Here is a 13,940-nt window from a genome sequence, read left to right on the forward strand (position 1 = left end):
CTTATCCGGCAGGAGCTATGGGGGGTGTTGCTCGCTTACAATTTAATTCGATACAAAATGGTATTGATGGCCAAGTCCCTTAAAAGTGTATTCCCAAACCAACTGAGCTTTAGAGATGCCTCATCGCACATCATCCACAAGCTCACTCTGATGCCAATTTATGCGCCGGGTAATGTGCCCGGATTCATCTTGGAAATAGAAAAAAATGCCAGTCAATTCAAGCTTGAAGGAAAGCGAGAACGCAGTTATCCAAGGACGCTAAAGGTATCGAAAAATCGCTACCCGGTGGCTAAAAGTAAAAATGCCGCTCACCTTAAGTGAACGGCATTACGGCATATGCCGGGTTATATTATTTTAGAGCGTCAATTCTGTCTTGTGCCAATTTGGCTGAAGTCGCTGTTGAATACTTCGCAACAAGTTCGCGATAATACCGCAGAGCTGCGTCTTTTTGGTTCTCGCGCTCAGCAACCTGACCAAGTTTCAACAAGGCGTCGGCAACTTTATTAGATTGAGGGAAATTATTAACCACCCGTTCAAAATGCGTTTTCGCTTTTGCCAGCTCGTTGTTATTAAATAATAACTGACCAAGCCAGTAATGCGCGTTAGGGGCATAACTTGAATTGGGATAGGTTTGAATAAACGTCTCAAACTCTGGAATTGCCGCATCGTAACGACGGTCTTTAAGCACCATATTTACGGCTTTGTCATAGGCATCATTTTCAGACACATCTGACGAATAGCTGGAGGTTGCAACAGGGGTTTCTACCTGAGGCGCTGGTACGGCATTCGCCGCAACCGGAGTCTGGATAGCACTTACCCGCCGATCAATCTCTTGGTACAAATCACGTTGACGTTGCAAAATTTCGTCTAGCTGATACGAATGGGTTTCTGTTACTCCGCGTAGTTCACTAACTTCATCCAGTAACGTTTGCAATTGCTGCGCCATGCGAAGCTGAGCTTCCGTTCTGGCCTCAACAATTCGTTCAAGTGTTGCTAAGCGTTGCTCAATGCTGCCAGATGGCGATGCAATAGCATTATTAACCACAACGTTGTTGCGATTGAGATCAGTAACCGGAGCAGGATTAGCACCAACACTGGTATGAACCAGTGTTAATGCTGCTATCAGAGTATATTTTACAGTCATGCGTATCAATACAGTAGTGAGTCTGGATTAATAGACTAACACTGCACGACGGTTTTTAGCAAAGCCTGCTTCGCTGCGAGACATATCTACTGGCTTTTCTTCACCGTAGCTAACCGTTGAGATTTGGCCAGATGAAACACCCAGGTTCTGTAAATACTGTACTACAGCAACTGCACGACGCTCGCCCAGTGCAATGTTGTACTCTGGCGTGCCGCGCTCATCTGAGTGACCTTCAACAGTGATACGTACGCTTGGATTTGAGGTTAAAAACGCACCGTGCGCCTGCAATGTTTCAATGAACTCTGGGCGTACTGTGGCTTTGTCGAAATCGAAGTAAATGGTGTTTTCCTGACGCAGTGCTTCAAGCTTCTGACGCATCTGTTCAGCTGGGCTAACTACCTTCTCAACCGTTTCAACCTGCACGGTCTCTTGCGGCATAGAAGAAGTATCAGCGCCTGACTGATCAGTAGAAGAAGTTGAGCTACAAGCCGCCAGGGTCAGCACTGGTAATGCGATTAATAAACCTTTTAACACTTTATTTAATTTCATGATGTTGTCCTAGTATGTAAATGTAATAACTGTTTTGTTTTTTATAAAAACGGCGACCATGCTGGAGATTTCACTTGTCCATCAACTGCTGGTAGCCTTGCTTTAAATCGACCATCCATAGAAACCAGTGCTAACACCTGCGTAGCGTCATGCATAGTGCTATAAATAATCATAGAACCGTTTGGCGCTACACTGGGTGATTCATCCAGATTTGTTTTGGTCAGCACTTGCAGAAAACGGGTCTGACGATCCATTTTTGCTATGTGATACTGGCCTCTGGTGCGGTTAACCATTACCACCGAACTTCCGTCCGGCATAAAAGATCCGGCCAGGTTCATTTCACCTTCAAAGGTCAAACGTCTGGTCGTACCCGTTAACAAATTTACGCTATACAGTTGCGGATTGCCACCGCGCTCAGAACTAAACAACAGCTCTTTGCCATCTGGCGACCATGACGGTTCCGTGTCGATAGCCCGATGATTCGTTATGCGTGTTAATGCTTTTGTTGCAACGTCCATAGTATAAATTTCGGTATTACCGTCTTTTGACAATACCATGGCCATCGTTTTGCCATCAGGAGACCACACCGGCGCGCCATTAATACCCGGTGTGCTACTGAGTATGGTGCGACGGCCGGTGTAAATGTCCTGAATATAAATTTGTGATTGTCGCTTTTCAAAGGTGACATACGCCAGCTTGGTGCCATCAGGTGACCAGCTGGGTGACATTAACGGTTCTTTTGAGCGCAACAAAATTTGCTCATTGGCACCGTCATAATCAGCAACCACTAACTGATAAGGAAATTCCAGCTTGCGGTTAACCAAAACATAAGCAATTTTGGTTAAAAACGCGCCACGCTCTCCGGTCAGTTTTTCATAAACTATATCGCTGATGCGATGGGCATATTGCCTGAATTGGCTGCCATTAATCGTCGTTTCACGACTGTCCAGTATATGCTCCATACTGCCTGTCAAGCGCCCGGCATTTAATGCTTGCCGATTTGCCGTGTTGCTGCCTTTTAACACATCAACCAGTTCAAAGTTAACCGTGTAACGGTCAATACCCACTTCGGTTATTTGCCCAACAACTATGGCCTCTACGCCTTCACGTGCCCAGGCAGCATAATCGATTTGCTCAGCGCTCTGTGGTCGCTGTGGCATTTTTATGTTGGCTAATGGGCTAAATTTACCGCTGCGCATTAAATCTGCGGCAATAATTTCATCCAAACGTTGTTGTGGCAACGTTGCACCTTTAAACGTAAACGGCACTATGGCTATAGGCCGGCCTGAGTCAATACCGCCGGTTATCACTATTTCCAATGATGCCTTTGCCTGCGAGCTAAACAGCAACGCCGCTAGTACCAGACCAATTAACTTAACAATATTCAAAACTGAGGCTCCACCCTTAATGTTATGTCTTTCAATTTATCGTATACGTCCGGATCACTGGACATTGGCATGGTGCCAATCCGGTTTACTGCACGTAACGCCGAGTCGCATACATTGCTATCGCCACCAAGGACCTTAACACTTGTTACAAAGCCTGTCGTTGCTAAGCGTATATTTACTGAACAAGACTTGCCTCGCATACTTTCATCTTTATATAACGAGCGGTCAACGGCATCAGAAATTAACGCGATATAACGCTGAACCTCTGTTGCGGCTTGACGAGCCCGCGCCGCAGAACGCGCTTGCGCTTCTTTAGCAAGTTGTTCCTGCATTGCACGCTCTTGCTCTGCTTTTTGCTTTGCCTCTGCGGCCTGACGCGCACGCTCAGCCGCTGCTTTTTCCGCTGCGGCCTGTTCCGCTTTGCGTTTCTGCTCCGCTGCTTTGGCAGCATCCTCAGCCTTTTGTCTTTCTTGCTCTTTTACAATACGCGCTTGCTCTGCTTCTTTGGCTTTGGCATTTTCCTGTTGCTGACGCTTTTTCGCTTCAGCCGCTGCTGCTTTGGCTTTTTGCGTTTCGGCATCCGCTTTACGTTTTTCTTCAGCCACCCGCTTTAAACGCTGCTCTTCTGTAGTCCGATTTTTTTCCGCCTGTTCTGCCCGGCGCTCTAAATCGCGTATACGTTTTTCTTCTGCCGCCTTTAATGCATCGCGTTCGCGCTGCATTTGCTCTACCCGCTCATTTAACAGCTTTTCATCTACCGCTACGGCTTCTACCGGCGCTTGACCTTCTGATTCCAGGCTTACTGACACCATCTCTGGTGTACTGGAAAAATCAGCACTAAATAATAACAACACCAGTATTGCCAAATGTAGGCCAAGCGATTTCGCCAGTGGCGCTTCAATATGCAAAGCCATACTACTTCGAATCCAGGTTATCGGTCATCAGGCCAACCGCCGGCGCACCGGCTACTTTTAGCACATTAATCAACCGTATAACGGCGTCGTAGCTAACTCTAACATCGCCTTTTACTATCACTTGCGTACCCGGTTCAATTTTCAACCAACTGGCCACTTCCAACGTTAGCTCAGCGGCTGTAAACGGCCCCTGCTGCTTACCGTCTTTCTCAAAATAATACAGGCCGTCCTGATCAACCGTTGCTACAAGAGGTGTTTTACCATCTTGCATCTGTTTAATAGGTTCGGCCGCAGATTTAGGCAGCTCAACCTTTACGCCTTGAGTAATCAACGGCGTTGTAACCATAAAAATCACCAACAAAACCAACATAACGTCGATGTAAGGTACTACGTTTATTTCAGCCTTTAACCGCCGCTTTTTTCGCACGTACATCAGGCCGCATCTCCGGTGTTAGACACCGCCTGGCGATGTAAAATGTTGGCAAATTCTTCAACAAAATTTGCATAGCTACTTTCAAGGGATTCCACCTGATGTGAAAACTTGTTGTAAGCAATAACTGCCGGTATTGCCGCAAACAAACCAATGGCGGTGGCAATAAGTGCCTCAGCTATACCTGGCGCAACCATAGACAATGTAGCTTGCTCAACTTGCCCCAGCGCAATAAACGAATTCATAATACCCCACACCGTACCAAACAAACCGATATAGGGGCTGATAGAACCCACTGTCGCTAAAAACGGCAAGTGCATTTCTAACCGCTCAACTTCGCGTGACAAGCCAACCCGCATCGCCCGTTGCGTGCCTTCCATTACCGCAGCAGGCTGACGGCTATTCGTTTTATGTAAGCGGGCAAACTCTTTAAACCCTGACTTAAATAATGCTTCTAAACCACTATTGGCTGCACGCGCACTAACTTCGTTATATAACTTAGATAAATCTACACCCGACCAAAACTTGTCTTCAAACTTCTTGGCTTCTGTTACCGCCTCACTCAATGCTTTACGACGGCGAAATATCATGGTCCAGGACATCACAGACATGGCCAACAGAATTAACATAACCAATTGCACGACAAAACTGGCTTCAATTAACAAACTTAAAATAGAAATCTCACCTGCCACGTTTTAATACCTCTGTCACTTCAGCCGGAATTGCTCTGGCTTTCATTTCCTGTAGTGCAATACAGGCTACTTTAATCTCTGCCGTGCAAATGATATCGCCGGCGCTATTGTGAATTGTTTGAGCAAAAACTATGCTAGCATGCTTTAAGGTACTGATTTGACTAGAAACCGTCAATAATTCATTAAATCTGGCCGGCTTTTTGTTTTCCATTAAAACCTTAGCAACAACAAAGGCGACATTTTTTGACAATAATGAATCCTGCTCAATACCCAGGGCGCGCAACCATTCGGTGCGCGCTCGTTCAAAAAATTTCAAATAATTTGCATAATAAACTATCCCTCCAGCGTCGGTATCTTCGTAGTACACTCGCATTGGGATTGTAAAGACAGTATCAGACATGAATATTCGCTTTAATTGCTGTATATGATAAGTAAGCCTGAGTAGTAACTCAATCGCTTGTACAAGCGAATCACAACTATATTTTTCTGCTGCGCCCACTTGTATTTTAACACCGTTTCTGTTGACTGATATTCCATCACTTAGTTCCGATTTATTTGCTTGTCGACCAACGCACCAATTAGTACGACGAATGCAATTAACATTATCAAAACTAACAAAAACTTACACTGCTTATAGTGCAGCTTGTAGCTTAACCCTGTATGAACAGTGGTATTCCTGTGCACCACACCGAAGCCCTGTTCAATTACTCACCAAATAGTTTTCACCTATACATTAGTTTTTTTTATGGGAAAGTGATAATTTTTCTCGTTTGAAGTAATTACTCCAAATATCTATCATACGCAGGTGTTCTGAGCTAGCGCAAAGAATTGGCAGCCTGCTGCGGATTCTTAGTAAAGATCATTTGGTAATGAGATTTGTGTGGATACCAAGTTTTATTGCTGTTTCAACATGTTCCCTGGATTTTTTTGAAGCACTCCTTCAACTTGTTGCATTGCCCGCTCTTTTGAGCGGGCTTTTTTTTATCCACGTCCTGGCTAACACTACAGCGTTGTTGTCTGCGTTAAAGTCCAATAACTCACATAGTTTACTATGCTCGTATTGCACTTTAACTTGTCGCCTAGCTGTAGCACTAGCCATTTAGTGGATACGTCCATTTAACTTAGTCTGTTTTGGGTAAATCAAAGCCAAAGTGCTGGTAGGCACGAGGCGAAGCGATGCGGCCGCGTGGTGTGCGTTGAATAAAACCCTGTTGAATTAAAAACGGTTCTATTACATCTTCAATGGTGTCTTTCTCTTCGCCAATAGCGGCAGCGAGATTGTCTAAGCCAACCGGCCCGCCCATAAATTTTTCTATAATAGCCAGAATAAGTTTGCGATCCATATAATCGAAACCTTCGGCGTCTACATCAACCATTTGCAATGCCTGTGCGGCTATGTCTACGGTTACCTCGCCATTGGCTTTAACTTGCGCATAGTCGCGTACACGGCGCAACAGGCGATTAGCAATACGCGGGGTGCCTCGCGAGCGACGGGCTATTTCTGCCGCGCCGGCTTCGTCCAGCACTAAATTTAAAAAATGGGCTGAGCGCAAAATAATTTGTGTAAGTTCTTCTACTTTATAAAATTCAAGACGCTGCACTATGCCAAACCGATCGCGCAGTGGTGATGTTAGCGCACCAGCACGCGTTGTGGCCCCAACCAGAGTAAAAGGGGGAAGATCCAGTTTAATAGAGCGTGCTGCCGGGCCTTCACCAATCATAAGATCCAGCTGATAATCCTCCATCGCTGGATACAAAATCTCTTCAACTACCGGGCTTAAGCGATGAATTTCGTCGATAAAGAGCACGTCATTGGGTTCAAGGTTGGTCAGTAATGCGGCTAAATCACCAGCTTTTTCCAATACCGGGCCGGAGGTGGTTTTAATGTTCACGCCCATTTCATTAGCGACAATCATCGCCAGTGTGGTTTTGCCTAAACCAGGAGGACCGAATATCAACACGTGATCAAGCGGATCACCACGCCCTTTTGCCGCCGCAATAAAAATTGCCATTTGCTGACACACGTGTTCCTGACCGGTGTAATCTGCCAATGTTTTGGGCCTGATAGCCCTGTCAATTACTTCGTCTTCGCGCGTGGCGCTGGTCTGTATTAAACGGTCGGCTTCTATCATGGATTAAATCATACTCCTAAGCGCGGCTTTGATAAGCTGTTCACTGCTCATATCGCTTTGCTGTACCTTCTTCACAGCTTTATCTGCCTGCACTTGTGTATAGCCCAGCGACACTAAAGCGCCGATGGCATCCTGCTCAGCACTTTCTACCGGACTAAAAATAGCCTCATCGCCTTGTAGCATCAATGCATCTGTCACTGCTGTATTAGGCGTTATACCCCAGTCTTTTAGCCTGTCACGCATTTCCACCACCAGTCGCTCTGCCGTTTTTTTACCAACACCGGGCAGTTTAACCAGCGTACTCACATCATCCAATTGCACACAGCGCACAAATTGCTGCGCTGTCATGCCAGACAAAATAGTCAAAGCTAGCTTAGGCCCGACACCGTTGGCTTTAATCAATTGCCGGAATAACGCACGCTCTGTTTGATTTACAAAACCATACAACAGCTGGGCGTCTTCACGTACAACGAAATGCGTGTAAAGTGTGGCTTCTTCCCCTGTTGCGGGTAGCTGATAAAAACTCGTGAGGGGTAACTGCACCTCATAGCCAACACCGGCAACTTCAATTAATAAATCTGGAGCCTGCTTTTCCAGCAAAATACCCCGTAAACGTCCAATCATAGTGTCTGCTTATGGTTAAAGAATATCGACAACAGCGTTAGCGCAACCGGCCACGAACCGTTTTGCGCGCCTGGCCTGCCAGGCTGACTAAACTTTGCTGAGTATGCCCATGACATAAAGCGACTGCAAGCGCGTCTGCCGCATCGGCCTGTGGGTTAGCAGGCAATTTTAAAAGAGTACGCACCATATGCTGAACCTGCGCTTTGTCAGCGGCGCCGGTGCCCACAACTGACTGCTTGACCTGACGAGCAGAATACTCGAACACGTCAAGGCCCGCATGCTTTGCAGCAACAATGGCGGCCCCTCTGGCCTGCCCCAGCTTTAAAGCTGAGTCGGGGTTGCGGGCCATAAAAACTTGCTCAATCGCGAAAATGGTTGGCTGTGTCTGGGTGATAATTTCACTGACACCATTGAAAATATCCAATAAGCGCTCAGGTAGCAGGTCTGTGGTGTTAAGCCGAATACAACCACTGGCAACATATTCAAATTTGGCGCCGCTTTGCTTTACGACCCCGTAACCGGTTAAACGGCTGCCGGGGTCAATGCCCAAAATAATGTTCACTTTTACCCGTGCTCAAGCATCAATGCATCGCTGATATCGGCATTATGATACACATTCTGCACATCGTCAGAGTCTTCCAGTTGGTCAATCATTTTGAAAAACGCTACGACAGATTTTTCATCTACTTCAGCCCGTGTTGCCGGTACTAAGGTAATATCTGCGCTATCCGGATTAAAACCGGCTGCGCTCAAGGCCTGCTTCACATCACTGAACTCCTCAGGTGTTGTGAAGACTTCAACACTGCCGTCCGCTTCAGTAACGATATCGTCGGCGCCAGCTTCAAGCGCGGCTTCCATCAAGGCATCTTCGTTCACCCCGGGTGCATACATCAATACACCACGCCGAGTAAATAAATACGCCACCGAGCCGCTCGTCCCCAGGCTTCCACCCGCTTTAGTGAACGCGTGGCGTACATCGGCTACCGTGCGCTTATGGTTATCCGTCATCGTTTCAACAATAACCGCAACGCCATTGGGGCCGTATCCTTCGTATACCAGCTCTTCATAGTTTTCTGCATCACTGGCTCCGGCGCCACGCTTAATGGCCCGATCTATTGTGTCGCGGGTCATATTTTCAGATAAGGCTTTATCGACTGCTAAGCGTAAGCGTGGATTGGCAGTGACATCGGGGTTTTGCTTGGCAGCAACGGTAAGCTCACGGATTATTTTAGTGAAGATTTTACTTTTTTTAGCATCCTGACGAGCCTTGCGATGCTTCATGTTCGCCCATTTACTATGGCCGGCCATTAGTTACTCCTTAGTTGTGGCAGCATTAAGCTGCCACGGTGTTGCTATTAACGCTGTGCCGTCGTAGTTACTGCTTAGCGACGACACTGATACCTAACTCTGCAAGTTGCGCTGGGTTAGCGGCACCAGGTGCATCTGTTAACGGACAAGCAGCTGTAGCTGTTTTAGGAAAGGCCATTACATCGCGAATTGATGTAGCACCCGTCATTAGCATCACTAAACGATCCAGGCCGAACGCTAAACCCGCATGTGGTGGCGCGCCGTACTTTAACGCTTCTAACAAGAAACCAAACTTTTCAGCCGCTTCTTCATCGCTAATGCCTAGTAAGGTAAACACCTTTGCCTGCACATCGGCCGTATGAATACGCACCGAACCACCGCCTAATTCAGTGCCATTTAATACCATATCATAGGCATTAGATAGCAACGAACCTAACTGCAAATCGTTATTGGCTGTACTTAAAAAAGCCGAAGTGTCTAATGGCGAGGTGAACGGGTGATGCACAGCCGAGAAACTGCCATCATCGTTTTCTTCGAACATAGGGAAATCAACAACCCACAGTGGCTTCCAGCCCGGTTGCGTAATGCCTAAATCTTCGCCCAGCTTAAGACGCAATGCGCCCATCGCTTCACAGACTACCTTGTAGCTGTCTGCACCAAAGAATATTAAGTCACCATTAGCGGCATCGGTACGGGCAATAATGCTGGCAATAATGTCTGGCGTTAAAAACTTTGCCACCGGCGACTGCACACCATCACTTCCTGCAGCGACATCGTTTACCTTCATCCATGCCAAACCTTTAGCACCATAGATACCAACAAAATTGGTGTAATTATCAATATCTTTGCGAGAAACTTTCTCTGCCGCGCCAGGTACTTTTAAGGCGACAACACGGCCCTTAGCATCGTTAGCCGGGCCCGAGAACACTTTAAACTCAACGTCTTTAAGTACATCGGCAACATCTACAAACTGCATGGGGTTACGTAAATCTGGCTTATCTGAACCGTACAAACGCATTGCTTCAAAGTAGGTCATACGCGGGAACTGGCCCAAATCGACGCTTAACAACTCGTTAAACATCTGATGAACCATTTTTTCCGTAACCTCAATCACTTGCTCAGATGTCATAAAAGAGGTTTCGATATCAATCTGAGTAAATTCTGGCTGACGGTCAGCGCGTAAATCTTCATCACGAAAGCATTTAACAATTTGGTAGTAGCGATCAAGCCCTGACATCATCAACAATTGTTTAAACAGTTGTGGGGACTGGGGCAGTGCAAAAAATTCACCTTTGTGCGTGCGGCTTGGTACCAGGTAATCACGAGCGCCTTCCGGTGTAGCCTTGGTTAGGATGGGTGTTTCAACATCCATAAACCCATTACTGTCCATAAAGTTGCGCACAAAACTGGTCACTTTGGCGCGAAACTTCAACCGCTCGGTCATCATAGGACGACGCAAATCAAGATAGCGATACTTTAACCGCTGTTCTTCGCTATTGTTTTGATTAGAATCCAGTGGCAATGGCGCAGCTTTATTGAGGATAATCAGTTCGCTGGCATAGACTTCAACTTCGCCTGTTGCCATGTCTTTATTGATTTGTGAATCTGGACGCGCACGAACCTGGCCAATAATCTGAATACAAAATTCGTTACGCAAGGTGTAAGCCACATCGAACAACTCTTTTAAACCTGGATCGCACACTACCTGCACCATACCTTCACGGTCGCGCAGGTCTAAGAAAATCAGTCCGCCCAGATCACGGCGGCGATTAACCCATCCGCATAAAGACACTTGTTGTTCAACATGTTGTGCGGTTAATAAACCACAATAATGGCTACGCATTAAACCTTCCTTCTACCTTGCTAATCAGCGGCACTAAAATGACGGCTAATTATATAGAATTGACGCCTAATGTCACTGCCCGTTCACGAAAACCCCGCTTTAGAGAAACAGTACTGATTTTTGCCCTGCTGTTTGATCCGGTACATTAGACTATCCGCTACTTTTAATAATCTGGTGCAATCCGTGCCATCATCAGGATATACAGCAATACCTATACTGGCGCCAACCTGCACGTCACCAACAGACAACGTCATTGGCTCTGCCAGCTGAGATAAAATTTTCTGGGCGGCGATAGCTGCATCATCCCGACTGAGCAGTCCAGTAAGTAAAATAACGAATTCATCTCCACCAAAGCGGGCAACCGTATCACTTTTACGCACTTTCTCTTGTAAAATTCCAGCAAGCTTCAGCAATAACTCATCACCGGCATCATGACCATGTTCATCATTTACTTCTTTGAATCCATCTAAGTCAATAAACAAGATGGCCAACAACTCATTGTGCCTTGCATGCTGCAACAATGCTTGTTCAATGCGCTCTTTAATCAGGCTTCGATTAGGTAATCCGGTTAACTCGTCATGTGTCGCCATAAAACGCATTTTTTGCTCTGCAAAACGGCGTAATCTAATTTCACGGCGTAATGACAGATTCCAAAGTACAAAAAATACAAGTAATAGCAGTGCAGCACCGCCTATCTGCCAGAACAACCTGTTTAGCTGCTCTTTATTAAGGCCTTGAGTAATCTGGAAATTAAACCACTTTTGATACAATTGCTGGCGCTCTTCTTTGCTAATACTACGCAGCCCCTTGTTAAGTATCTCCGCTAACGGCGCGTAATCATTGCGCACAGCTATAAGCGACGGAAAAGTCGGTAAATCATCAAGGATCTGAATTCGCATATAAGCATGCCCAGGTTGACTTAGTATTTCTGTTAGCGCCTCAACAGAGTCCAGCACAAAATCAACTTCAGCATTTTCCAGCATCTCAAGCCCATTTAGCAAACTGGCAGCCGGTACCACATTAATTTGCGGATAAGTATTGTTCAGATGCTTCGCTAGTTGATAATCCTGATAAACCGCAACTTTTTTGTTGTTTAGCTCAGCAGTACTTATAATATCAGGTGTGTTTCCCGGGCTTACTACAGCCCATTGTGTCGACCAAAATTCGTCTGTAAATGAAGCAAAATTACGCCGCTCTTCACGTTCAGAAATATTGGCAATAATGTCAATTTTCTTTTGTTGTAAGTCCGTGAGCATTTGCTCAAAACTGCTGTAAAGTACAACCTCAACGTTTAGACTTAAGCGCTCACTTAGCAGATTAAACATATCCTCGGTTACACCTGCAGGCTCTCCGGCGTCGTTTGCAAATTCCATGGGGGGCCAGTTATTTAACATGCCAAGACGTAAGCCTTGATGTTGCTGTAACCACTCTGTCTCCTGCGGTGTTAGTGGAATGGTGTTACGAAAACTTGAAAAATAATACAGACTCTTGTCCGGTATCCACTTCTGCTCTGCTTCAATTAATTTATCTAGCGACATTTCGCCAAAGCCACGCCGTATTTCTTCTGATAACACAGCATTATCTGCTGGGATTAGACTATAAATAGGTGCGGTCAAAGTCGTATCCGGCTGACTAATAAACATATTGGTCATATTAAGTTGCTGCAATCGCAGGGGAATGACTGCGGCAGCACCAAAAAACCCCTCAATGTCATGGCTTATTGTTGCATTGATCATTTGCACCAAATGTCGGTAACTAACAAATTCGATTGCAGGATAGCGGCCTTTTAATTCTGCCAGATAAGGTGTGTTTTCAAACACCCCTATTTTTACTTGAGAAGAGGCGGTGAGTATGTTTTCTGCATTTTCGGTCAGCGTGAAGTACTGGGATTTAAACCCATACAGTTGATAGGCATTAACAACATTATCTGGCAGCGCGACGTGCACGGGGGCACCTATCACCACATCAATGCGGCCTTTTGCCAGGTTACGAATATTATTAAATGACGAATCTGGTACAAAGGTGACTTTACGCCCGGTAATCTCAGACCAATAACGCCATAAATCTATAAATAAACCTTGGGCCTCTCCATTTTGAGCCACATGCATAAATGGCTGGTTGTTAATAGACAATCCCAGCAGCAGCGTATTTTCCTCGGCTTTAACCCCAAGCCAGCTGCGCTCTAGCTCTGTCATAAAACTGCGATCGAGTTTAGCCACTGCAGCTTGTAATTGTTGGCTTAGTTGTGCTTGTTGTGGCAGTAAAGCAAAAGCTATCTCAACTGGCCTTAGCGTTAACCTGTTGTACAGCGGGAACATTATACTTAATTCTTCATGCCTTGGATGTTGCTCCGGTATTTTATCCAGCCCGGTAAACGCTGCTAGCTTGCCGTCAAGCGCCGCCTGATACAACTCGGTCATATTAGAGAAGTACATAAAGTTGCCATCAGGCAGATGTTGCTTTAATGCATCCAGATGCACAGTGTCTCGCACTACACCAATAACAAAGGGGCGTAAGTCAGTGAGTGAACTAATGCCGTTGAGATCTCGCCTGACATACACATTGCTGTAGGCTTCGACATTAAGGTTGATCAAATTGAAGCGGCTACTCCGCTCTGGCGTCCTGGCCATTGCGCCGTGAAAATGCACCTTGCCATCTTGCAGTAGTTTCAGTGTGTCAGGCCAGTCTGCAACAACAAATTCGATATTTATAGCAGAACGACGGGCCACTTCGCGCCAAAAATCTACAGCTAAACCGTCTATTTCATTGCGCTCATTCATAAACATAAACGGGTAGGAGTCATTACTTAACGCTATCTGCATTTTGTCAGGCAAAGTCGCTTGCACACCTATGCTGCATAGCAGGTAAATAACAAACAATAACCTAAAGACTGTTTTTACAACCATTATGATATAA

The 13,940-nt window shown here is 45.9% G+C and carries 13 protein-coding genes and 1 pseudogene; 1 reads left to right on the top strand and 13 read right to left on the bottom strand.

Annotated elements, in window-relative coordinates; all coding sequences use genetic code 11:
• Nucleotides 1–321: pseudogene (locus tag H595_RS22380) on the top strand (IS4 family transposase); the annotation flags it as partial.
• 28 nt (nt 322–349) lie between these two features.
• Here the strand turns inward: H595_RS22380 and ybgF are convergent.
• The 13 genes from ybgF to H595_RS0113715 all read right to left on the bottom strand — a co-directional run bounded on the left by ybgF (nt 350) and on the right by H595_RS0113715 (nt 13,930).
• Nucleotides 350–1,144, bottom strand: coding sequence for a tol-pal system protein YbgF (gene ybgF, locus H595_RS0113655; RefSeq protein ID WP_027671713.1), 795 nt, complete (start codon nt 1,142–1,144; stop codon nt 350–352).
• Between the two features lie 27 nt (nt 1,145–1,171).
• Nucleotides 1,172–1,693: a peptidoglycan-associated lipoprotein Pal gene (gene pal / locus H595_RS0113660; RefSeq protein ID WP_027671714.1), complete on the bottom strand. Its 522-nt coding sequence runs from the start codon at nt 1,691–1,693 to the stop codon at nt 1,172–1,174.
• 41 nt (nt 1,694–1,734) lie between these two features.
• Nucleotides 1,735–3,081, bottom strand: coding sequence for a Tol-Pal system beta propeller repeat protein TolB (gene tolB / locus H595_RS0113665; protein WP_240474901.1), 1,347 nt, complete (start codon nt 3,079–3,081; stop codon nt 1,735–1,737).
• Nucleotides 3,078–3,995, bottom strand: coding sequence for a cell envelope integrity protein TolA (gene tolA / locus H595_RS0113670; RefSeq protein WP_027671716.1), 918 nt, complete (start codon nt 3,993–3,995; stop codon nt 3,078–3,080). Before tolA ends, tolB begins: the two co-directional genes overlap by 4 nt.
• 1 nt (nt 3,996) lies before the next feature.
• Nucleotides 3,997–4,428 (bottom strand): protein TolR, encoded by a 432-nt coding sequence (gene tolR / locus H595_RS0113675; RefSeq protein ID WP_027671717.1) that lies wholly within the window; start codon nt 4,426–4,428, stop codon nt 3,997–3,999.
• The gene (gene tolQ / locus H595_RS0113680) at nt 4,428–5,117 is read right to left on the bottom strand and encodes a protein TolQ (RefSeq protein WP_027671718.1); all 690 of its coding nucleotides are present in this window, start codon (nt 5,115–5,117) and stop codon (nt 4,428–4,430) included. The genes tolR and tolQ overlap by 1 nt, the downstream gene beginning before the upstream one ends.
• Entirely contained in the window at nt 5,107–5,517 is a 411-nt protein-coding gene (gene ybgC / locus H595_RS0113685; RefSeq protein ID WP_037054837.1) for a tol-pal system-associated acyl-CoA thioesterase, read from the bottom strand. Before ybgC ends, tolQ begins: the two co-directional genes overlap by 11 nt.
• A gap of 721 nt (nt 5,518–6,238) precedes the next feature.
• Complete coding sequence (ruvB, locus tag H595_RS0113690; protein ID WP_027671720.1) at nt 6,239–7,249, bottom strand: Holliday junction branch migration DNA helicase RuvB; 1,011 nt, start codon at nt 7,247–7,249, stop codon at nt 6,239–6,241.
• Nucleotides 7,250–7,252: 3 nt separating this feature from the next.
• Nucleotides 7,253–7,873, bottom strand: a complete 621-nt coding sequence (gene ruvA, locus H595_RS0113695) for a Holliday junction branch migration protein RuvA (protein WP_027671721.1) — start codon at nt 7,871–7,873, stop codon at nt 7,253–7,255.
• Nucleotides 7,874–7,910: 37 nt separating this feature from the next.
• Entirely contained in the window at nt 7,911–8,435 is a 525-nt protein-coding gene (gene ruvC / locus H595_RS0113700; RefSeq protein ID WP_027671722.1) for a crossover junction endodeoxyribonuclease RuvC, read from the bottom strand.
• A gap of 2 nt (nt 8,436–8,437) precedes the next feature.
• On the bottom strand, nt 8,438–9,181 hold the full coding sequence (locus H595_RS0113705; RefSeq protein WP_027671723.1) for a YebC/PmpR family DNA-binding transcriptional regulator: 744 nt from the start codon (nt 9,179–9,181) through the stop codon (nt 8,438–8,440).
• A gap of 67 nt (nt 9,182–9,248) precedes the next feature.
• Nucleotides 9,249–11,024, bottom strand: a complete 1,776-nt coding sequence (gene aspS, locus H595_RS0113710; protein WP_027671724.1) for an aspartate--tRNA ligase — start codon at nt 11,022–11,024, stop codon at nt 9,249–9,251.
• 83 nt (nt 11,025–11,107) lie between these two features.
• Complete coding sequence (locus H595_RS0113715; protein ID WP_051219901.1) at nt 11,108–13,930, bottom strand: transporter substrate-binding domain-containing protein; 2,823 nt, start codon at nt 13,928–13,930, stop codon at nt 11,108–11,110.
• Nucleotides 13,931–13,940 lie beyond the last annotated feature (10 nt).

The organism is Rheinheimera baltica DSM 14885 (genome assembly GCF_000425345.1).
GTDB lineage: Bacteria > Pseudomonadota > Gammaproteobacteria > Enterobacterales > Alteromonadaceae > Alishewanella > Alishewanella baltica.

Bases quoted from the DNA above. Each gene is read 5' to 3' on its own strand.
- ybgF (WP_027671713.1), bottom strand. From the start codon at position 1,144: ATGACTGTAAAATATACTCTGATAGCAGCATTAACACTGGTTCATACC.
- pal (WP_027671714.1), bottom strand. From the start codon at position 1,693: ATGAAATTAAATAAAGTGTTAAAAGGTTTATTAATCGCATTACCAGTG.
- tolA (WP_027671716.1), bottom strand. From the start codon at position 3,995: ATGGCTTTGCATATTGAAGCGCCACTGGCGAAATCGCTTGGCCTACAT.
- tolR (WP_027671717.1), bottom strand. From the start codon at position 4,428: ATGTACGTGCGAAAAAAGCGGCGGTTAAAGGCTGAAATAAACGTAGTA.
- ybgC (WP_037054837.1), bottom strand. From the start codon at position 5,517: ATGTCTGATACTGTCTTTACAATCCCAATGCGAGTGTACTACGAAGAT.
- ruvB (WP_027671720.1), bottom strand. From the start codon at position 7,249: ATGATAGAAGCCGACCGTTTAATACAGACCAGCGCCACGCGCGAAGAC.
- ruvA (WP_027671721.1), bottom strand. From the start codon at position 7,873: ATGATTGGACGTTTACGGGGTATTTTGCTGGAAAAGCAGGCTCCAGAT.
- H595_RS0113705 (WP_027671723.1), bottom strand. From the start codon at position 9,181: ATGGCCGGCCATAGTAAATGGGCGAACATGAAGCATCGCAAGGCTCGT.
- aspS (WP_027671724.1), bottom strand. From the start codon at position 11,024: ATGCGTAGCCATTATTGTGGTTTATTAACCGCACAACATGTTGAACAA.
- H595_RS0113715 (WP_051219901.1), bottom strand. From the start codon at position 13,930: ATGGTTGTAAAAACAGTCTTTAGGTTATTGTTTGTTATTTACCTGCTA.